Source organism: Mesorhizobium sp. M7A.T.Ca.US.000.02.2.1 (assembly GCF_003996995.1).
Classification (GTDB): Bacteria; Pseudomonadota; Alphaproteobacteria; order Rhizobiales; family Rhizobiaceae; genus Mesorhizobium.
In genome coordinates, this window is the sequence record NZ_RZTT01000021.1 from 1 (window position 1) to 19609 (window position 19609).

The following is a 19609-nucleotide window of genomic DNA, read 5'->3' on the forward strand; positions in this document are numbered from 1 at the left end:
GCGTGTTATAGTACTTGTCCGAGAAATCGATCGTCTTCGCGCGCTCGGCGGTGATCGACATCGAGGAGACGATGAGGTCGATCTTCTTGGTCGTCAGTGCCGGGATGATGCCGTCCCAGGCGACCGGAGTAATGACGCAATCGAGCTTCTCCTCGGCGCAGACTGCATCGATGAAGTCGATCTCCCAGCCAACCCATTTGCCCGAAGCATCGGGCGAGGTGAAGGGCGGATAAGGCTCGGCGGCGACGCCGATCTTGACCGGATCGGCCTTGGCCACGCCCATGGCTGCGACGCCGAGCAGCAGCGCTGCGGCGAATGTCTTCAGAACGGTCTTCATTTCATGACTCCCAGCTTGTTGTTGGTTCCCGGTTTTCTTCCGTCCCGGCCTGTCCTAGCCGATGTTGCGGATGAACTGCTTCAGCCTTTCGGATCTGGGCGCGCCGAAGATCTGCTCGGGCGGGCCTTCTTCCTCGACCAATCCATTGTAGAGATAGACGACATGCGTCGCGACCTCGCGGGCGAACTTCATCTCGTGGGTGACCAGCACCATGGTGCGGCCTTCGCGCGCCAGGTCGCCGATCACCTTCAGCACTTCACCGACCAACTCGGGATCGAGTGCGGAGGTGGGCTCGTCGAACAGCATGACGCGCGGATTGATGGCCAGCGCACGGGCGATCGCCGCGCGCTGCTGCTGGCCGCCCGACAGATAGGCCGGATAGACGTCGCGCTTTTCGGCCAGACCGACACGGGCGAGCAGTTTCTCGGCCTCGCCGATCGCCACATCGCGCTTGACGCCAAGCACATGTACGGGAACCTCGATGACGTTTTCGATCAGCGTCATGTGGCTCCAAAGGTTGAAGTTCTGGAACACCATGCCGAGCTTGGAGCGGATGCGCTCGATCTGCTTGCGGTCGGCCGGAATGGTGTGGCCGTGGCTGTCGGCCTTGAGCTTGATCTCCTCGCCATTGACGCGAATGATGCCGCTGGTCGGGTTTTCCAGGCAGTTGATGCAGCGCAGCAGGGTGGATTTGCCGGAGCCCGAGCCGCCGATGATTGCGATGACCTCGCCGTCGCGCGCCGACAGCGAGACGCCCTTCAGCACATGCAGCTCACCGAACTTCTTGTGCAGGTTTTCGACGTGGATGGCTTCGGCGGCGCCGTCATGCGCCTTGCCGGATTGGACTGTGGCAGCTTCCACCACGCTCACTGGGTGACCTCTATAGGGTCGGTGGCGGTTCGTCGAACGTCTATCCGGCTAATCAACATATACGCTGTACTGCCCCGCTCCAGACTTCAGCATGGACCCAACGGCGCGAGCCCGTCAATCCTGCTTATTACGGCACTTGCGAGCTTGTTGTGCAAGTGTATAAATAGCCTTCCATGAAATTTTCTCGATTTTTTTCAGCGAAAAAGGACTTCGATGAGCGCTTTCGGATCACAGTCCATGGCGGCGCCGCTGCGCCGCGTGCTGATGCGGTCGGCGGCCAACGCCATGCGCAATGCCGACAGGGCTGCTTGGCACTATGGCCCGGGTTTCAATCCGGCGAAAGCGGCATCGCAGCACGCGCTCCTTGCTGAACTGGTGGCGGCTTCCGGTGCCGAAATCGAATGGATCGAGGACACGGCGGATGGACTTTCGGATTCGGTGTTCACGCACGACCCGTCGCTGATGACCGATCGCGGCGCGCTGATCCTGTCCATGGGCAAGCCGTTGCGCGCCAGGGAGCCCCCGCTGCATGAGGAAACCTACCGAAGGCTGGGTATTCCAATCCTGGGCCGCGTCGAGGTTCCTGGCCAGGTCGAAGGCGGTGATTGTGTATGGCTCGATGCCCGCACGCTGGTGATCGGGCGCGGTGTCCGCTCCAACCAGGAAGGCATCCAGCAGGTTTCCAACCTGCTGACGCCGCTGGGCGTTTCCGTCTACGGCTTTGATCTGCCGCTGTGGCAAGGCGAAGAGGCGTGCCTGCATCTGATGTCGGTGATCAGCCCGCTGGCCGACGACCTCGCACTGGTCTATTCACCGCTTTTGCCGGCCCCGTTCTATCAGATGCTGAAGGCGCGCAACATCCGGCTGGTCGAAGGCGACGCCGAAGAGTTCGCGGCTTCCAACGGCCTTAGCCTGAACGTGCTGCCGACCAGCCCACACAAGGTCATTGCCGTTGCAGGCTTTCCAAAGACCAAAGCCGCGATGGAAGCCGCCGGCTGCACGGTCGAAATCTTCGAGGCGGATGCGCTCTGCATCGCCTGCGAGGGCGGGCCGACATGCCTGACGCGACCGATCCTGCGCCAATGAATATGCCATCCCGCCGCAGGTTCCGTCGCGAGGGCGAGGAGCGGCGGCGGCAGGATCTGATCGAGGCCACTCTGGACAGCGTGGCGGAACATGGCCTGCAGGGCGCCACCTTGCGCACCATCGCATTGCGTGCCGGCGTCACCGCTGGGCTGATCCGGCACTATTTTCCCGGCAAGGAAGAATTGCTGCAGGAAGCCTATGCAGCGCTGATGGGCCGCATGACCGAGCAGGCGAAAGCGGCTTTGGTCATGGAGGATGCCTCGCCTCGCCAGCGCCTTGCGGCTTTCGTCACCGCCAACCTCAATGCGCCGATCATCGATGCGCGGGTGTTTTCGCTCTGGGCAACCTTCATCGGCCGCGCCAGAGCGGATCCGACCTTGGCCCACGCCCACCGCGAAGGCTACCTTGGTTTTCGCAATGAGGTGGAGGCGGTTGTGGCTGAGGTGCTCGCCGCCGAACGGCGCAATCCGGACGCAAGCCAATTGCGCCACCATGCCATCGCGATTAATGCGATCATCGACGGACTCTGGATCGAAGGCTGCCTGGCCGGCGAGATGTTCTCGACCGGCGAATTGGCGGCGATCGGCATCAAGACTGTCGAGGCCGAACTAGGCCTCGCGCCGGACGGGGAGGAAAACCAATGACGACACTCGGCGAAGCCCTCATCTCGCTGCTCGAAGCGCATGGCGTCGACACGGTGTTCGGGATTCCGGGCGTCCACACGGTCGAGCTCTACCGCGGGCTGGCGCGCTCGAATATCCGCCACGTCACGCCGCGTCACGAACAGGGCGCCGGCTTCATGGCCGATGGCTATGCGCGCGCCAGCGGCAAGCCGGGCGTCGCGTTTGTCATCACCGGACCGGGACTCACCAACACCATCACCGCCATGGGGCAGGCACGCGCCGATTCGGTGCCGATGCTGGTCATATCAGGCGTCAACGCCACGCCGACGCTGGGCAAGGGGCTGGGCCATCTGCATGAGTTGCCGGACCAGCGCGGCATGATGGAGAAGGTGGCGCTGTTTTCGCAGCGCGTTACCGAGGCCGGCGAATTGCCCGGTGCCCTGGCGCAGGCCTTTGCCCTGTTTTCATCGGCCCGGCCCGGCCCGGTGCATATCGAGATCCCGACCGACGTCATGGTCAAGTCGGCGGATGGCATCGCTGCCATGCTGAGCAATGTGACCCCACCCGCGCCGGAAGGTGCCGCAATTGCCAGCGCGGCCAAACTCATCGGTGCCGCGCGCCGCCCGCTGATCCTGGTCGGCGGCGGCGCCAAACGCGCCGAAGCGCCACTGCGGCGTCTGGCCGAGCGGCTGGGAGCGCCGGTCGTCCAGACCACCAATGCGCGCGGCCTGCTGCATGGTCATCCGCTTTGCGTGCCGGCCAGTCCCAGCCTGAAGACAGTGCGGGCGCTGATGGCCGATGCCGACCTGGTCATTGCCGCCGGCACCGAATTCGGCCCGACTGACTATGACGGCTATAGCGATGGCGGCTTTGTCCTGCCCGCCAATCTGATCCGCATCGATATCGGCGCCGACCAGCTTGCCCGCCGCCCGGCAAACGTTTCGATCCAGGCCGATTGCGCCGAGGCGCTCGAAGCGCTGCTTCTGCAGACGGGCCATATCCCGGCAAGCGAAGGTGGGCCGACACGCGCCGCCGCCGCCCGGGAAGCAGCCTTTGCCGAACTCAATCCAACACTGCAGGCACAGGTGCGCGCCGTCGAGATGATCCGCGACGCCTTGCCGGGCGCGCTCATCGTCGGCGATTCGACGCAGCCGATCTATGCGGCCAACCTCTATTACGACCACGACCGCCCAGGCGGCTGGTTCAATGCCGCCACCGGCTTCGGTGCGCTCGGCTATGGCGCCCCGGCGGCGATTGGCGCGGCCTTTGCGATACCCGATGCGCCGGTTGTCTGCCTGACCGGCGACGGCGGCTTCCAGTTCACGTTGCCGGAGTTGGGCGCCGCGCTCGATGCGCGGGCGCCGGTCATCTTCATCGTCTGGAATAACAGAGGCTACCGCGAGATCGAAACCTCGATGCTCGATGTCGGTGTCGAGCCGGTCGGTGTATCGCCGGCGCCGCCGGATTTCTGCAAGCTGGCCGAGGCCTATGGCATCGGCGCCGAACGGCTTGCCGACATCGAGGCTCTCGCGGACGCGTTGAAGCGCGCCCGGGCCACCGGACTGCCGCGCGTCATCGAAATCACGGTTGACTGAAGGACGGTGCTACGTATTTCCCGTCTCGCCGGCCCTGAACCACGGCCGGCCGGTGGGCGGACGCATGCAAAGACGCGACAACTGCCATGTCGAGATGTCAATTGAGTGACGGGGCAAAAGGCGCGACGCTTCGCGTCGGCGGCACAGAAACGACCTAACGATAAAAAAATGACAGGAGCGTCCAAGATGACGGAAACACTTGAAGGCAAGCATATCGTCGTGACCGGTGGAACCGGTGCGCTCGGCGGTGCGGTTGTCGGCAAACTGCTGAGTGACGGCGCGATCTGCCATGTGCCCAATGCCCATGCCGCCGCACCAGCGCATTTTCCCTTCGCCGCGCATGACCGTGTCCAGTTGGTGCACAATGTCGACCTCTCGGACCCCGCCAAGGTCGAGGCGTTCTACAGTCAGGTTCCAGGCCTGTGGGGCTCGATCCACCTGGCCGGCGGCTTCACCGCCGCACCGGTGGAAAAGATCGAGTCGGCGTCCTTTGCCGAGATGATGGACACCAATGCACGCACCGCCTTCCTGTGCTGCCGCGCCGCGATTCGCTCAATGCTGTCGTCGGACACGGCGGGCCGCATCGTCAACGTCACGGCGCGCGCCGGGCTCGATCCCCGGCGCGGCGCTGGCATGGTCGCTTACGCCGCCAGCAAGGCGGCGGTTGCCGCGATGACGGTGGCGATGGCCGAAGAGCTGAAGCACAAGGGTATCCTGGTCAATGCCGTGGCGCCGTCGACGCTCGATACGCCGGCAAACCGTGCCGACATGCCGGATGCCGATGTCACCAGATGGGTCAGCCTCGAAGCCGCCGCCGAGGCCATCGCCTATCTTGCCTCGCCGGCCAATCAGGCGATGAGCGGCACGCTGGTGCCGCTTTACGGCAGGGCGTAACCTTCCAACCTTTACCTCGGTCAAAGAAAAACCCCGCCGGATCGCTCCGGCGGGGTTTTGTTTTCGAGCCTCTGCGAAGGGCTTCGCGGTGCGAAGGCCTTAGCTGCCCTGCTTCTTCAGCGCGGCACCCAGAATGTCGCCCAGCGAAGCGCCGGAGTCGGTCGAGCCGTACTGAGCGACCGCTTCCTTCTCTTCGGCGATTTCCAGCGCCTTGATCGAGACCTGCAGCTTGCGGGTCTTCTTGTCGAAGGCGATGACGCGGGCATCGACCTTCTGGCCGACGGTGAAGCGCTCGGGGCGCTGCTCGTCGCGGTCACGGCTCAGATCGGAGCGCTTGATGAAGGTCTCGATGCCGCTGTCGACCAGCCGCACTTCCAGACCGCCATCCTTGACGCCGATGACTTCGCAGGTGACGACCGCGTTCTTGCGCAGTTCGCCTGAAGTCGCCGCTTCGCCGACCGTATCCTTGGCCAACTGCTTGATGCCGAGCGAGATACGCTCCTTGTCGATGTCGACATCGAGCACCTGCGCCTTGACCATGTCGCCGCGATTGTACTCTTCGATGACCTGCTCGCCCGGACGGGTCCAGTCGAGGTCGGAAAGGTGCACCATGCCGTCCACGTCGCCTTCGAGGCCGATGAACAGGCCGAACTCGGTCTTGTTCTTGACCTCGCCCTCGACCTGGCTGCCGACCGGATGGCTCGAGGCGAAAGCCTGCCACGGATTCTCGAGCGTCTGCTTGAGGCCGAGCGAGATGCGGCGCTTGGCCGGATCGACCTCGAGCACCACCACGTCGACTTCCTGGGTCGTCGACAGGATCTTGCCGGGATGCACGTTCTTCTTCGTCCACGACATTTCCGAAACGTGGATGAGACCCTCGATGCCCGGCTCCAGCTCGACGAACGCGCCGTAGTCGGTGATGTTGGTGACAGTGCCCTTGATCTTCTTGCCGATCGGGAACTTGGTGCCGATCTCGGACCACGGATCGCTCTCGAGCTGCTTCATGCCGAGCGAGATGCGGTGGGTTTCCTGGTTGATGCGGATGATCTGCACCTTGACGGTCTGACCGATGTTGAGGATTTCGGTCGGATGGTTGACGCGGCGCCATGCCATGTCGGTGACATGCAGCAGGCCGTCGATGCCGCCGAGGTCGACGAACGCACCATAGTCGGTGATGTTCTTGACGACGCCTTCGACAACCTGGCCTTCTTCGAGGTTCTGCACGATTTCCGAACGCTGTTCGGCGCGGCTCTCTTCGAGCACGGTACGGCGCGACACCACGATGTTGCCGCGGCGGCGATCCATCTTGAGGATCTCGAAGGGCTGCGGGTTGTGCATCAGCGGGGAGACGTCGCGGATCGGGCGGATATCGACCTGGCTGCGCGGCAGGAAGGCCACGGCGCCGTCGAGGTCGACAGTGAAGCCGCCCTTGACCTGGTTGAAGATGACGCCTTCGACGCGCTCACCCTTGGTGAACTTCTCTTCGAGACGGACCCAGCTCTCTTCGCGGCGGGCCTTCTCACGGGAAAGCATCGCTTCGCCAAGCGCGTTTTCGATGCGCTCGACATAGACTTCGACGGTGTCACCGACCTTGAGGGTGGTGTCCTTGCCCTTGACGCCGAATTCCTTCAGCGGCACGCGGCCTTCGACCTTGAGGCCGACGTCGATGATGGCCATGTCCTTTTCGATCGCGGTGATCGTACCCTTGACGACCTGACCTTCGCCGGAATGGCCTGTGGTAAATGATTCTTCGAGCAGGCTCGCGAAATCATCGCGAGTGGGATTTGCAGCTGACATTGTTTCTCCTGGAGTGCCCCGCATCTAGAAGCGGGACGGGCGCCGTAGGTTAGCGTTGCGTTGGCCTGCCGGCGTTCCGGGCTACAAAAACCCTGGGCCGCTCTTTAAGCGGCAATTCCGGCGCATGAAGAATGCTGGCAGGCTGGTTCGTGCCCGATATGGGTATTTTCTTCGCCTCCGACAACGGAAATACGAGGGAAAACCCGGATCAGGCCTTGTCTCTCTTGGCCAGCACGTCGTCTATGATCGCCATGGCTGCAAGAAACGCGGCTTCTATAGCCATTTCGCTGGTATCAAGCAAGTGCGCGTCGGCCGCCGGCTTCAACGGTGAGTCCGCTCGACCCATGTCGCGCTCGTCGCGACGCACGATATCGGCGAGAATCTCGATGAAATCAGCGGTCCCGCCGATGCTCTCGATCTCGGCCAGCCGGCGCTGCGCCCGCACCTCGGCGCTGGCCGTCACATAGAGTTTGATGTCGGCGTCGGGGCAGACGACGGTGCCGATGTCGCGCCCGTCGAGCACCGCACCCGGCGGCGTCTTGGCGAAGCCGCGCTGCTTTTCGACGAGGATGCGCCGCACCGTCGGATACACCGCGACCTTGGAGGCAGCCTCGCCGACGGCATGCGCCGACAAGACCGCCCGGTCGAGCTTTGCCAAGTCGACCTGGCGGGCCGCGGTTTCGGCGGCTGAGACATTGTCGAGCGGCAGCGCGTGCTGGATCAGCGCATAGGCGACGGCGCGATAGGTGAGACCGGTGTCGAGCAGGTTCAGCCGGTAATGGTCGGCCAACCGCCGGGCGAGGGTGCCCTTGCCGGCGCCGGCGGGGCCGTCGATGGCGATGGTGAAGACATGTGTCATTTGCAGACCGCCGAAAGGGTTGGTCTGTCCTGCCGGACATCTCCCCCACAAGGGGGGAGATCGGCCGTTATCGCGGCCTCCGCTAATTGTCTACGTTGCAGAATTGGGCGAGGCGCAAAGCGTGCCAATCTCCCGCCTTGTGGGGGAGATGTCCGGCAGGACAGAGGGGGGCGCTGGCCCGCCGACGTACCAAGGCTATTGGTTGCCACGACCGTCACCCAATCTCCGCGCCCAGCCCCATCATCAGCCCCATGAATTCCGGAAAACTCGTCGCGATCATCGCCTGATCGTCGATGGTAACAGGCTTTTCGGTCGCCAGCCCCATCACCAAAAAGCTCATGGCGATGCGGTGGTCGAGATGGGTTTGCACGGTGGTGTCCTGACCGTTGGGGTGGCCGCCAAGGCCCTTGCCGCCCGGTTTTCCGCGCACGGCGAGCGAGGCCTCGCCCTCGGTGCAATCGACGCCGTTGAGCTTCAGCCCGTTGGCGACGGCCGACAGCCGGTCGGACTCTTTCACGCGCAGCTCCTCCAGCCCCTGCATCAGCGTTTCCCCCTCGGCAAAGCTGGCAGCGACCGCGAGCACAGGGTACTCATCGATCATGGACGGCGCCCGCTCGGGCGGCACGATGACGCCTTTCAGTTCGGAGTAACGCACGCGCAGGTCGGCGACATCCTCGCCGCCGGCATTGCGCGGGTTGAGGATTTCGATGCTGCCGCCCATCTCCTGCAGCGTCAAAAGCAGGCCGGTGCGGGTCGGGTTCATCAGCACGTTTTCTATTGTGATGTCCGAACCCGGCACGATCAGGGCGGCCACCAGCGGGAAGCCGGCCGAGGACGGGTCACCCGGCACCGCGATCGTCTGGCCGGTCAATCTGACCTGGCCTTCGATGAAGATGTGGCGCACGCCGCGCTCGTCGGTTTCGACCGACAGATTGGCGCCAAAACCCTTCAGCATCTTTTCGGTGTGGTCGCGTGTCATCACCGGCTCGATCACCGTGGTGATGCCCGGCGTGTTCAGCCCGGCGAGCAGCACCGCCGATTTCACCTGCGCCGAAGCCATCGGCACGCGGTAGGTGATCGGGGCGGCGTGCTTTGGCCCATGCAGCGTGATCGGCATGCGGTCGCCTGGCGTCGCCTTCAGCACCTGCACGCCCATCTGGCGCAAGGGTTCCAGCACGCGGCCCATCGGCCGGCCCGACAGCGAGGCGTCGCCGATGAAGGTCGTCTCCATGTCATAGGTGCCGACAAGGCCCATGGTCAGCCGCGAGCCGGTGCCGGCATTGCCGAAATCGAGCGGGCCTTCCGGTTGCAGCAGCGCGCCGTTGCCGGTACCGCGGATCACCCACTCGTCGCCATGCTTCTCGATATGTGCGCCCATTGCCTTCATGGCCGCACCCGTGCGCATCACGTCCTCGCCTTCGAGCAGGCCGGTGATGCGAGTCTCCCCGGAGGCGAGGCCGCCGAACATGAAGGAACGGTGCGAGATCGACTTGTCGCCCGGCACGCGCGCGATGCCGGAAAGGGCTGGCGATTGGCGGGCGGTGGCCGGCTTGGGGGCGGCGGCGTGAGACATGGAATTTCCCTGGACGGAATGCCGGCAGGCCGGCGCTTTTCATTTGTTGCGGCGGTCTCGTATCACGGCGGGCCGAAATGGTCATCCCCCATGGTCGTCACTGACGCGAGGCCTTTCAATGCATGGTTTTGTGACGCCGGCTTTTCGCTTTGACAGCGCTGCAAACTGTGGTTAAGGGGACCACTCTTTTATTGACGAGGCTTGCCGTGGCAAAAACCGAACTTGGCACAAAACGTATCGACCCGGAGACGGGCCGAAAATTCTACGACCTGAACAAGGACCCGATCGTCTCGCCATACACTGGCAAGACCTATCCGCGTTCCTATTTCGAGGAAGGCAAAATTGCCGCTCTCGAGGAGGAAGAGGAAGTGGCCGAGAAGGAAGTGGACGCCGAGGAAGAAGAAGGCGTTGAGGTCGTCTCGCTCGAAGAGGCTGATGAGGACGTCAAGGGCGACGACCTGCCGGATCTTGGCGACGACGAGGACGACGTCGATCTCGGCGACGACGAAGATGACACCTTCCTTGCCGACGAAGAGGAAGAAGACGACGATGTCGCCGACATGATCGGCGTCGGCGACGACGACGACGAGGTCTGATCGGCCTTGAAAGCGGGCGTTTGCGGGCTTTCGAGGCCTGTGAAGAAAAAGCGGCTCTCGAAGGCTTGATATCTGAGAAGGGCGGGGTTAGAAGCCGCCTGCACTAACGGCGCGGTCTCCAACCCGCGCCGGATCTCTTCGCCGGAAACGGCGCCGGTTGACTGCCGGAAGTGGGGCCATAGCTCAGTTGGGAGAGCGCTTGAATGGCATTCAAGAGGTCGTCGGTTCGATCCCGATTGGCTCCACCAAGTTCTTATCTAACAGCCAGCCAACCCGATGTCCGGTGTCGACCGGGTCGCTGTGAATGGCTTGGAGCGCCGCAGACGCGGTTTCGGTCTACAACCATATTTTTGCTGTCCGTCCCGGTTTCGGCAAGGATGCTTCCGCCCGCCGAAACCTAACACAGTTCAGCCGTCTCACGCCGCAAGCGATACCTTGAATTCCACTCTCTGGTGCAGGGCAGCAAAAGCGGCTTCCAACTGTTCAAGTCTGGATCTGTGGTCGAGCCGGAATAGCCGGTCCACCGACTCTCTTTTCCAATCCAATCGACGAGCTAACTCAGCCCTGGTTATGCCGGCGTCCTGCAAAGCCCAGTAGAGGTTGAGCTTCAGCCAGGTAAGAGAAGGAAGGTCCATTACCGGACCTGGTACCCCATCGGGACGGGGTATATCCTCACCGTCATCGATCATGCTCGCTAGTGCGGTTTCAATTGCATCCACGGCATGCCGGCGAACGTCATATTCTTCCTCGGCAAAAGTCACAACGATAGGAAGTTGTGGGCAGGTAATGAGAAGGGTCCCATTGTCGTCAGGTTCCACATGGATGCGATATCCGGCCATTACTTCAATCCTAATTGCTTCTTGATGGCGTTGATCAACCCGGTACCAAGCTCCTTGCCGCCTCCATGCATAGGCAATTCCGACTTGTGTTCGCCGCGCCGCACTATCAGGTGGCCAGAGCCGCCCTTCTTGGTTTCGAATGTGCATCCCTGAGATGCGAGCCACTTTTTGAGTTCTTTGCTGTTCATAGATATAGCATATTCCACACAAATGTTGAAGTCAACAGAAATGTGGAATATCCGCCAGCGCGGCCCGGCTTGACGTCGGACAGCAGACTGGTGTGCAGCGATAGAGTGTTGAGCGGTGGCTCGATCGGCCGGTCTCCGGCGGCCAGGTTTCCCGCTAGTGTCCAGGCGCGCGCCTGAACTGCGCGGCCACTTCCATCACCACTCGGCGAAGGAGCCGTCCTTGTGGCGCCAGATCGGGTTGCGCCAGCGGTGGCCTTCCTTGGCGCGTTCCTTGACATAGTCCTCGTCGATCTCGACACCCAGGCCCGGTCCGTCGGGAATGGCGACATAACCATCCTCGTAGCGGAAGACATCCTTGTTGGCGGCATAGTCGAGCAGGTCGTTGGCGGCATTGTAGTGGATGCCGAGGCTCTGCTCCTGGATGAAGCAGTTGTAGCTGACCGCGTCGAGCTGCAGGCACGCAGCAAGCGCGATCGGCCCGAGCGGGCAGTGCGGCGCCACCGCCACGTCATAGGCTTCCGCCATCGCCGCGATCTTGCGGCATTCGGTGATGCCGCCGGCATGCGACAGGTCTGGCTGGATGATATCGACGACACCTTCCTCGAACACCGACTTGAAGTCCCAGCGGCTATAGAGCCGCTCACCGAGCGCAATCGGCGTCGAGCCAAGCGCGGCGATCTCCTTCAGCGCCTCGCGGTTTTCGCTGAGCACCGGCTCCTCGATAAACATCAGCCTGTAAGGCTCCAGTTCTTTGACCAGGGCACGCGCCATCGGCCGGTGGACGCGGCCATGAAAATCGACGGCGATGCCGATATTGGGGCCGACAGCCTCGCGCACCATGGCGACGCGTTCGACAGCCGCGTCGATCTTGTCATGGCTGTCGACGATCTGCAGCTCTTCGGTGCCGTTCATCTTCAACGCCAGGAAACCGCGTGCAACCATTTCCTTGGCTCCAGCGGCCACTTCGGCCGGCCGGTCGCCGCCGATCCAGGAATAGACCTTGATCGTGTCGCGCAGCTTGCCGCCGAGCAGTTCATGCACGGGCACGCCGAGCGCCTTGCCCTTGATGTCCCACAGCGCCTGGTCGATGCCGGCAATGGCGCTCATCAGGATCGGCCCGCCACGATAGAAGCCGCCGCGATGCATCACTGTCCAGTGGTCCTCGATCAGGCGCGGATCCTTGCCGATCAGATAGTCACCAAGCTCCTTGACCGCTGCCTCGACGGTCAGCGCCCTGCCTTCGACGACCGGCTCGCCCCAGCCGGTGACGCCGGCATCGGTCTCGATCTTCAGGAACAGCCAGCGCGGCGGAACGATGTAGGTGGTGAGTGAGATGATTTTCATGCGCAGTCTCAGTTGCTCTTGAGTTTCTTGGCGCTGACGAGGTCGCGCGCCGCGAGGTCGAGGATCTTGTTTGCGGCCCCACGCGCCGCCTCGGCGTCGCGCATGCGCAGCGCCTCGACCACCTCGCGATGCGCCGCCACGGCCTCCATGCGCCGGTCGAGCGAAATCACCGCCGTCGCCTCGAGCGAGAATTTCAGCCCGGTGTCGATGAGATTGCCGATCTGGCGAAAGATCGGGTTGTGGCTCGCGGCATAGACGATCTGGTGGAAAGCGATGTCGCTGCGCGAGAACGCGGCGAGATCCTCGCCAGCGCCGGCCATGCCTCGCCATGCCGCTTCGAGATCGGCGATTTCCTGCAGCGTCGCGCGGGTGGCGGCGAGTTCTGCGACCAGCGGTTCGATGGCGCGGCGCGTTTCGAGGATGGCGTCGAAGAGCTTGTCGTCCAGCGCGTGCGGCGCGTGCCAGGCGAGCACCTGCGGGTCGATGATGTTCCAGTCGTCCTCGTTGCAGACGATCGTGCCGATGCGTGGCCGCGACAGCACCAGCCCTTTGGCGGCCAGCACCTTCAGGGCTTCGCGGATCACGGTGCGGCTGACGCCATACTCGACGCCGAGCTCGTTTTCGGTCGGCAGTGAGGAACCAGCCGGGTAGCGCCCGGAGAAGATGTCCGAGGCTATCGCCTTGGTCACATCGGGCATCACGCGCGGGCGGCGAGTGGTCGTATCTCCCGGGGCTTTTTTCAGAATCTCGGTCACCTCAGCCCTCCTCCAAGGCGGCGAACCGCTGGTTTCGCACAACCGGTCCGCCCTTAACGGATGCGGATCGATTGCGCCAGCGATCGCTGGTCAGAGCATGTACATTAATTATCATACCAGATCAATTGACGAGTATGATAAAAGCGATTAGAGACTCCGGCATCCGGGCTGAGCGCCCGGTCTATCGCTGGGAGGTAATCATGCGACTTTTGAAGACCGCGCTCGTCGCGGGCGCGCTTGCCGTGCTGTCCGTCACGACCATCGCTGCATATGCTCAGGACACCAAAATCGGTTTCATCGTCAAACAGCCCGAGGAGCCGTGGTTCCAGGATGAATGGAAGTTCGCCGACCAGGCCGCCAAGGAGAAGGGCTTTACCCTGGTCAAGATCGGCGCCGAGGACGGTGAGAAGCTGATGTCGGCGATCGACAATCTCGGCGCCCAGGGCGCTCAGGGCTTCATCGTCTGCACACCGGACGTGAAGCTTGGCCCCGGCATCGTCGCCAAGGCTGCCGCCAACAATCTCAAGCTGATGACTGTCGACGACCGTCTGGTCGGCGCCGACGGCAAGGCGCTGGAAGACGTGCCGCATATGGGCATTTCGGCCACCAAGATCGGCGAAGCCGTCGGCCAGGCGATCGTCGACGAAATGAAGGCGCGCGGCTGGAAGGCGGACGAGGTCGGCGCAATCCGCGTCTCCTATGACCAACTGCCGACCGCGGTTGACCGCGTCGAAGGCGCCATCTCGGTGCTGAAGGCAAACGGCTTCACAGCCGAGAACATTTTTGACGCCCCGCAGGCCAAGACCGACACGGAAGCTGCCCTCAATGCGGCGACTGTCGTGCTCAACGCCCATGCCGACATCAAGAAGTGGGTCTCCTTCGGCCTCAACGACGAGGCGGTGCTCGGCGCAGTGCGTGCTTCCGAAAGCGTCGGCATCCCCGCTGACAGCGTGATCGGCGTTGGCATTGGCGGCGCGGATTCCGCGATCAACGAGTTCAAGAAGCCGACCGCCACCGGCTTCGTCGGCACCGTGATCATCTCGCCGAAGCGTCATGGCTACGAGACGGCGCTCAACATGTATGACTGGGTTGCCAACAACAAGGAATCGGAGAAGCTGATCCTGACTTCGGGTGCACTCGCCAAGCGCGACGACTACCAGAAGGTCCGCCAGGGCCTCGGCATCGAATAATCCTCCCTGTACAAACAGGCGGCGGCTCATCCCGCCGCCTGTTTGTCATGGCTCAAAAGGATCGGCTCGTGTCCTTTCTCGACTTCTCGCACGTCACCAAGACCTATCCGGGCGTCAAGGCGCTGTCGGACGTTTCGTTCGGCGTCGACAAAGGCGCCGTGCATGGCCTGATGGGCGAGAACGGCGCCGGCAAATCCACCCTGATCAAGATCCTGTCCGGCGACCAGCATGCCGATCAGGGTGAGATCCGCATTGACGGCAGGGTTCAGGCCTATACCTCGACCCGGGATGCCTTCGACAATGGCGTCATTGTCATTCATCAGGAACTGCAACTCGTTCCTGAACTCACCGTTGCCGAAAACCTCAGCCTCGGTCGTTTCCCCGCCAACGCCGGCATCATCGCCGGCCGCCGGATGCTGGACGACGTCGGCGCCAAGCTGAAATCGGCCGGTATCGACATCGACATGCGCCGCAAGGTCAAGACGCTGTCGATCGGCGAACGCCAGATGGTCGAGATCGCCAAGGCGGTCATGCTCGACGCACGCGTTATTGCGCTGGACGAACCGACCTCGTCACTGTCCTCGCGCGAAAGCGAAATCCTGTTTTCCCTGATCAATCGCCTGCGCGGCGAGGGCAAGGTCATTATCTACGTCTCACACCGGCTCGACGAGGTGTTCCGGCTCTGCGACAGCCTGACCGTGCTGCGCGACGGCAAGCTCGCGGCGCACCACGCGTCGCTGAAAGGCGTCACCCGCGATCAGGTCGTCGCCGAGATGGTCGGCCGCGAGATTTCGGATATCTGGGGTTTTCGCGCACGAAAAATAGGCGATGTCCGCCTGAAGGTCGACGCTCTCAGCGGCCCCAAACTGCAGACACCGGCCAGTTTCGAGGCAAGGGCAGGCGAGATCGTCGGCTTCTTCGGCCTGATCGGCGCCGGGCGCTCGGAACTGATGCGGTTGGTCTATGGCGCCGATCCGCGCTCGGGCGGCACCATCACCGTCGACGGCAAGCTGGTTCGCGCCACCGATCCGCGTGGCACGATCCGGGCCGGCATCGTGCTGTGCTCGGAGGATCGCAAGCATGACGGTATAATCCAGGGCCGCTCGGTCGAGGAGAACATCAACATCTCGTCGCGGCGCCATCACACACGCTTCGGCGTGCTCAACCGCGCCAGCGAGATCGCCACGGCCGAGACCTTTATCAAGAAGCTGAAGGTGCGCACGCCGTCGCGCAAGCAGGACATCATCAACCTCTCCGGCGGCAACCAGCAGAAGGTCATCCTCGGCCGCTGGCTGTCCGAACAGGGCGTGCGGGTGCTCATTGTCGACGAGCCGACGCGCGGCATCGATGTCGGTGCCAAATCGGAAATCTACGAACTGCTCTACCAGCTTGCGCAGGACGGCATGGCGATCGTCGTGGTCTCGTCCGAACTGCCGGAAGTGATGGGCATCTGCGACCGTATTCTGGTGATGTGCGGTGGCCGCGTCAGCGCTGAACTCACCCGCGACCAGTTCGCCGAAAGGGCGATCCTGGCCGCCGCTCTGCCCGATCAGAAAACCCCCGACGCGATCGCATCCTGAGGACTTTGGCATGACCGACCAGTTGAAAAAAATCCTGCTCGGCGAACAGGGCCTCGTCGTCATCTTTGTCGTCGCCTTCGCGCTGGTGTCGGCCCTGGTGCCGAACTTCCTTACGGACCGCAACATGCTCGGCCTGCTGCAGTCGGTGGTCACCGTCGGCATCGTCGCCTGCACCATGATGTTCTGCCTCGCCGCGCGCGACTTCGACTTGTCGGTCGGTTCGATCGTCGCCTTTGCCGGCATGGTCGCTGTGATGGCCTCGAATTACACCGGCTCGATCCTGCTTGGCCTGCTGGCGGCAATCGCCTGCGGCGCTTTCGTCGGCTTCATCAACGGCGTTGTCATCGCCAAATTTCGCATCAACGCGCTGATCACGACGCTGGCCACCATGCAGATCGTGCGCGGCTTTGCGCTGATCGCGTCCGACGGCCGCGCCGTCGGCATCCACAGCCCGGATTTCTATCAGCTGGCGCTCTCGAAACTGCTCGGCATACCGACGCCGGTCTGGGTGCTTGCCATCCTGTTTTGCATCTTCGGCTTCGTCCTCAACCGGACCGTCTTCGGCAAGAACACGCTGGCCATCGGCGGCAATCCGGAGGCCTCGCGGCTTGCCGGCGTCAATGTCGACCGGACGCGCATCTGCATTTTTGCGCTGCAAGGCGTCGTCTGCGGTATCGCCGGCATCCTGCTGGCGTCGCGCATCACCTCGGGCCAGCCCAACGCGGCGGTCGGGCTGGAACTCTCGGTCATTTCGGCCTGCGTGCTCGGCGGCGTTTCGCTCGCCGGCGGCCGCGCCACCATGTCGGGCGTCATCGTCGGCGTGCTGATCATGGGCATCGCCGAGAACGCCATGAACCTGCTCAACATCCCGGCCTTCTACCAGTACATCGTGCGCGGCGTTATTTTGCTGCTGGCCGTGCTGCTCGACAATCTGCGCTCGTCGGCTTTGGGCCGGCGATAGGCTGGAGGGACAAAAATGGTTGAGCGCCTTTCCGGCAAACGCATTTTCCTGACGGGTGCAGCGCAAGGCATCGGGCTTGCCATCGCCAAAGCCTGTTTGGCCGAAGGCGCAAAACTGTTCCTGGTCGACCGCGACGGCGCGTTGCTGGACAAGGCAGTCGCCGGTCTCGCCGCACCGCAAGGCCATGTCGGACATGCGGCAGTCGACATAAGCGACAGCGCCGGGATTGCGGCTGCCGTCAGCCAAGCGGCTGCCGAGATCGGCCCGATCAACGCGCTGATCAACAATGCCGGGGTCAATGTGTTCTCGACGCCGCTCGAGGCGACCGAGGAAGAGTGGAACCGCAACTTCGACGTCAACGTCAAGGGAGCCTGGAACTGCAGCAAGGCGGTGCTGCCGGGCATGATCGCGAGCGGCGGCGGCGCCATCCTCAACATCGCCTCGACGCACAGCTTCACCATCATACCGCACACCTTCCCCTATCCGGTCGCCAAGCACGCGCTGCTCGGCCTGACCAAATCGCTGGCACTCGAATATGCGGCGCAAGGCGTGCGCGTGAACGCGCTGGCGCCGGGCTATGTCGAGACGCAGAAGGCGATCGATTACTGGAACAGCTTTGCCGACCCGGCCACAGCACGCGCCAACACCATGGCACTGCACCCCGGCGGCCGCATCGCCACGGCGCACGAGATCGCGCTTGCCGCGGTGTTCATGATTTCCGACGAGTGCCCGTTCATGAACGCGGCCACGCTCGTCGTCGACGGTGGACTGAGCCAGCTCCAGCATCCCGCCTGAACGCCGGAAAGACCATGACTAAGAGACGATCGCAGCAGTGGTTCGGCGGGCTGGGCAAGGATGCCTTCATCCACCGCAGCTGGATGAAGAACAACGGCCTGCCCGATGATGCTTTCGACGGCCGCCCGGTGATCGGCATCTGCAACACATTCTCCGAATTCACGCCTTGCCACGTGCATTTCCGTGCTCTGATCGAGCACATCAAGGCCGGCGTGCTGGAAGCTGGCGGCCTGCCGCTCGAATTCCCGGTCTTCTCTTGCGGCGAGTCCAATCTGCGGCCGACGGCGATGCTGTTTCGCAACCTCGCCTCGATGGATGTCGAGGAGGCGATCCGCGGCAATCCGATGGATGGCGTCGTGCTGATGGCCGGCTGCGACAAGACCACGCCGTCGCTGGTCATGGGCGCGGCCTCCTGCGACCTGCCGTCGATCGTGATTTCCGGCGGGCCGATGCTCAATGGCCGCTTTCAGGGCCGGGAGATCGGTTCCGGCACCGATGTGTGGAAATTCTCCGAGGATGTCCGCGCCGGCGTGATGAGCGAGCAGGATTTCGCCGATGCCGAGAGCGCCATGTCGCGCTCGCCCGGACATTGCATGACCATGGGCACCGCCTCGACCATGGCTTCGATGGTCGAGGCGCTCGGCCTGGCGCTGCCGGGCAACGCCGCCTATCCGGCGGTCGATGCGCGCCGCAGCCGCATCGCCCGCATGACGGGGCGGCGCATCGTCGAGATGGTCAATGAGGATTTGAGCCCGTCGGCCATCCTCAAGAAGGCGGCCTTCGCCAACGCCATCCGCGTCAATGGCGCCATCGGCGGCTCGACCAATGCGGTCGTGCATCTCCTGGCCCTCGCCGGCCGTGTCGGCACCGAGTTGACGCTGGACGATTGGGATCGATATGGCCGCGACGTGCCGACCATCCTCGACCTGATGCCATCCGGCCGCTTTCTGATGGAGGATTTCTGCTACGCCGGCGGTATTCCGGCCGTCATGAAGGAGATGGCCGATCTGCTCGATCTCGACGCGCTGACCGTCAGCGGCAAGACCGTGCGCGACAACATCAGTGATGCCCAAAACTACAATCCGGAGGTGATCCGCCCGCGCGACAAAGCGCTCACGCCGCAGGGCGGCATTGCGGTGCTGCGCGGCAATCTGGCGCCCGACGGTGCGATCATCAAGCCGTCCGCCGCCTCGCCAGCCCTGATGAAGCATCGTGGCCGCGCCGTCGTCTTCGAGGACATCGACGACTACAAGGCGCGCGTCGACGACCCCTTGCTGGATATCGACGAAGCGTCGATCATGGTGCTGAAGAATTGCGGGCCGAAAGGCTATCCTGGCATGGCCGAAGTCGGCAACATGGCGCTGCCCCGGAAGCTGCTTAAGCAAGGCGTGCGCGACATGATCCGCATCTCCGACGCCCGCATGTCCGGCACCGCCTTCGGCACCGTCGTTCTGCATGCCGCACCCGAAGCCGCTATCGGCGGCCCGCTGGCGCTGGTCAGGAGCGGCGACTTCATCGAGCTCGACGTCGAAGCAAGGAAGCTGCATCTCGACGTGTCGGAACAGGAATTAACGCGGCGTCGTGAAACCTGGCTACCGCCCGTCCCGGCGATGCGCGGCGGCTATCAGGGGCTTTACGTCGACCATGTCCTGCAGGCGGATCGCGGCGCCGACCTCGATTTTCTCGTCGGGTGCCGTGGCCACGCCATCCCGCGCGAAAGCCATTGA

General features: G+C 63.3%; 19 protein-coding genes and 1 tRNA gene. 11 read left to right on the forward strand and 9 right to left on the reverse strand.

Features of this window, described 5'->3' with window-relative positions; translation table 11 throughout:
* Positions 1-337: transporter substrate-binding domain-containing protein (locus EOD15_RS03755; protein ID WP_127408299.1), on the reverse strand; the 337-nt coding region annotated here is incomplete at its 3' end.
* A 54-nt stretch (positions 338-391) separates the two neighbouring features.
* The gene (locus tag EOD15_RS03760; RefSeq protein ID WP_127320830.1) at positions 392-1207 is read right to left on the reverse strand and encodes an ABC transporter ATP-binding protein; all 816 of its coding nucleotides are present in this window, start codon (positions 1205-1207) and stop codon (positions 392-394) included.
* A gap of 213 nt (positions 1208-1420) precedes the next feature.
* On the opposite strand from EOD15_RS03760, the gene EOD15_RS03765 reads away from it, so the two are divergent.
* The 4 genes from EOD15_RS03765 (at position 1421) to EOD15_RS03780 (ending at position 5405) form a co-directional block, all read left to right on the forward strand.
* Positions 1421-2293 carry a dimethylarginine dimethylaminohydrolase family protein gene (locus EOD15_RS03765; protein ID WP_127320829.1) on the forward strand — a complete coding sequence of 291 codons (873 nt, stop codon included), beginning with the start codon at positions 1421-1423 and terminating at the stop codon, positions 2291-2293.
* Positions 2290-2937, forward strand: a complete 648-nt coding sequence (locus tag EOD15_RS03770; protein ID WP_245463571.1) for a TetR family transcriptional regulator C-terminal domain-containing protein — start codon at positions 2290-2292, stop codon at positions 2935-2937. Before EOD15_RS03765 ends, EOD15_RS03770 begins: the two co-directional genes overlap by 4 nt.
* Positions 2934-4511, forward strand: a complete 1578-nt coding sequence (locus tag EOD15_RS03775; protein WP_127320827.1) for a 5-guanidino-2-oxopentanoate decarboxylase — start codon at positions 2934-2936, stop codon at positions 4509-4511. The genes EOD15_RS03770 and EOD15_RS03775 overlap by 4 nt, the downstream gene beginning before the upstream one ends.
* Before the next feature lie 186 nt (positions 4512-4697).
* A complete protein-coding gene (locus EOD15_RS03780) occupies positions 4698-5405 on the forward strand; it encodes an SDR family NAD(P)-dependent oxidoreductase (RefSeq protein ID WP_127320826.1) in 708 nt (235 codons plus the stop codon).
* Between the two features lie 99 nt (positions 5406-5504).
* On the opposite strand, the gene rpsA is transcribed toward EOD15_RS03780, so the two are convergent.
* The 3 genes from rpsA to aroA form a co-directional block, all read right to left on the reverse strand.
* Positions 5505-7202, reverse strand: coding sequence for a 30S ribosomal protein S1 (gene rpsA, locus EOD15_RS03785; protein WP_013528183.1), 1698 nt, complete (start codon positions 7200-7202; stop codon positions 5505-5507).
* 208 nt (positions 7203-7410) lie between these two features.
* Complete coding sequence (gene cmk / locus EOD15_RS03790; protein ID WP_127320824.1) at positions 7411-8061, reverse strand: (d)CMP kinase; 651 nt, start codon at positions 8059-8061, stop codon at positions 7411-7413.
* 214 nt (positions 8062-8275) lie between these two features.
* Positions 8276-9634, reverse strand: a complete 1359-nt coding sequence (aroA, locus tag EOD15_RS03800) for a 3-phosphoshikimate 1-carboxyvinyltransferase (protein ID WP_127320562.1) — start codon at positions 9632-9634, stop codon at positions 8276-8278.
* Between the two features lie 206 nt (positions 9635-9840).
* Here aroA and EOD15_RS03805 point away from each other — a divergent pair, with 206 nt between their 5' ends.
* Complete coding sequence (locus EOD15_RS03805) at positions 9841-10230, forward strand: TIGR02300 family protein (protein WP_013528180.1); 390 nt, start codon at positions 9841-9843, stop codon at positions 10228-10230.
* A gap of 172 nt (positions 10231-10402) precedes the next feature.
* Positions 10403-10478, forward strand: a tRNA-Ala gene (locus tag EOD15_RS03810).
* Positions 10479-10646: 168 nt separating this feature from the next.
* On the opposite strand, the gene EOD15_RS03815 is transcribed toward EOD15_RS03810, so the two are convergent.
* From EOD15_RS03815 to EOD15_RS03830, 4 genes are all read right to left on the reverse strand, one after another.
* Positions 10647-11069 carry a type II toxin-antitoxin system HicB family antitoxin gene (locus tag EOD15_RS03815; RefSeq protein ID WP_127320560.1) on the reverse strand — a complete coding sequence of 141 codons (423 nt, stop codon included), beginning with the start codon at positions 11067-11069 and terminating at the stop codon, positions 10647-10649.
* Positions 11069-11257 (reverse strand): type II toxin-antitoxin system HicA family toxin, encoded by a 189-nt coding sequence (locus EOD15_RS03820; RefSeq protein ID WP_127320559.1) that lies wholly within the window; start codon positions 11255-11257, stop codon positions 11069-11071. The genes EOD15_RS03815 and EOD15_RS03820 overlap by 1 nt, the downstream gene beginning before the upstream one ends.
* Before the next feature lie 195 nt (positions 11258-11452).
* The gene (gene dgoD, locus EOD15_RS03825) at positions 11453-12601 is read right to left on the reverse strand and encodes a galactonate dehydratase (RefSeq protein WP_127320557.1); all 1149 of its coding nucleotides are present in this window, start codon (positions 12599-12601) and stop codon (positions 11453-11455) included.
* Between the two features lie 8 nt (positions 12602-12609).
* The gene (locus tag EOD15_RS03830; RefSeq protein WP_109665815.1) at positions 12610-13356 is read right to left on the reverse strand and encodes a FadR/GntR family transcriptional regulator; all 747 of its coding nucleotides are present in this window, start codon (positions 13354-13356) and stop codon (positions 12610-12612) included.
* A gap of 200 nt (positions 13357-13556) precedes the next feature.
* Between EOD15_RS03830 and EOD15_RS03835 the strand changes: the two genes are divergently transcribed.
* The 5 genes from EOD15_RS03835 (at position 13557) to araD (ending at position 19609) form a co-directional block, all read left to right on the forward strand.
* The gene (locus tag EOD15_RS03835; protein ID WP_127320556.1) at positions 13557-14546 is read left to right on the forward strand and encodes an arabinose ABC transporter substrate-binding protein; all 990 of its coding nucleotides are present in this window, start codon (positions 13557-13559) and stop codon (positions 14544-14546) included.
* A 68-nt stretch (positions 14547-14614) separates the two neighbouring features.
* Positions 14615-16126, forward strand: a complete 1512-nt coding sequence (araG, locus tag EOD15_RS03840; RefSeq protein ID WP_127320555.1) for an L-arabinose ABC transporter ATP-binding protein AraG — start codon at positions 14615-14617, stop codon at positions 16124-16126.
* A gap of 10 nt (positions 16127-16136) precedes the next feature.
* Positions 16137-17087, forward strand: a complete 951-nt coding sequence (araH, locus tag EOD15_RS03845; protein ID WP_127320553.1) for an L-arabinose ABC transporter permease AraH — start codon at positions 16137-16139, stop codon at positions 17085-17087.
* 15 nt (positions 17088-17102) lie between these two features.
* A complete protein-coding gene (locus tag EOD15_RS03850) occupies positions 17103-17882 on the forward strand; it encodes an SDR family oxidoreductase (RefSeq protein ID WP_127320551.1) in 780 nt (259 codons plus the stop codon).
* Positions 17883-17896: 14 nt separating this feature from the next.
* Positions 17897-19609, forward strand: a complete 1713-nt coding sequence (araD, locus tag EOD15_RS03855; RefSeq protein ID WP_127320550.1) for an L-arabinonate dehydratase — start codon at positions 17897-17899, stop codon at positions 19607-19609.

Coding starts and splice junctions, on each gene's coding strand:
- EOD15_RS03765 (WP_127320829.1), top strand. CDS start 1,421: ATGAGCGCTTTCGGATCACAGTCCATGGCGGCGCCGCTGCGCCGCGTG.
- EOD15_RS03770 (WP_245463571.1), top strand. CDS start 2,290: ATGAATATGCCATCCCGCCGCAGGTTCCGTCGCGAGGGCGAGGAGCGG.
- EOD15_RS03775 (WP_127320827.1), top strand. CDS start 2,934: ATGACGACACTCGGCGAAGCCCTCATCTCGCTGCTCGAAGCGCATGGC.
- EOD15_RS03780 (WP_127320826.1), top strand. CDS start 4,698: ATGACGGAAACACTTGAAGGCAAGCATATCGTCGTGACCGGTGGAACC.
- rpsA (WP_013528183.1), bottom strand. CDS start 7,202: ATGTCAGCTGCAAATCCCACTCGCGATGATTTCGCGAGCCTGCTCGAA.
- cmk (WP_127320824.1), bottom strand. CDS start 8,061: ATGACACATGTCTTCACCATCGCCATCGACGGCCCCGCCGGCGCCGGC.
- aroA (WP_127320562.1), bottom strand. CDS start 9,634: ATGTCTCACGCCGCCGCCCCCAAGCCGGCCACCGCCCGCCAATCGCCA.
- EOD15_RS03815 (WP_127320560.1), bottom strand. CDS start 11,069: ATGGCCGGATATCGCATCCATGTGGAACCTGACGACAATGGGACCCTT.
- EOD15_RS03820 (WP_127320559.1), bottom strand. CDS start 11,257: ATGAACAGCAAAGAACTCAAAAAGTGGCTCGCATCTCAGGGATGCACA.
- dgoD (WP_127320557.1), bottom strand. CDS start 12,601: ATGAAAATCATCTCACTCACCACCTACATCGTTCCGCCGCGCTGGCTG.
- EOD15_RS03835 (WP_127320556.1), top strand. CDS start 13,557: ATGCGACTTTTGAAGACCGCGCTCGTCGCGGGCGCGCTTGCCGTGCTG.
- araH (WP_127320553.1), top strand. CDS start 16,137: ATGACCGACCAGTTGAAAAAAATCCTGCTCGGCGAACAGGGCCTCGTC.
- EOD15_RS03850 (WP_127320551.1), top strand. CDS start 17,103: ATGGTTGAGCGCCTTTCCGGCAAACGCATTTTCCTGACGGGTGCAGCG.
- araD (WP_127320550.1), top strand. CDS start 17,897: ATGACTAAGAGACGATCGCAGCAGTGGTTCGGCGGGCTGGGCAAGGAT.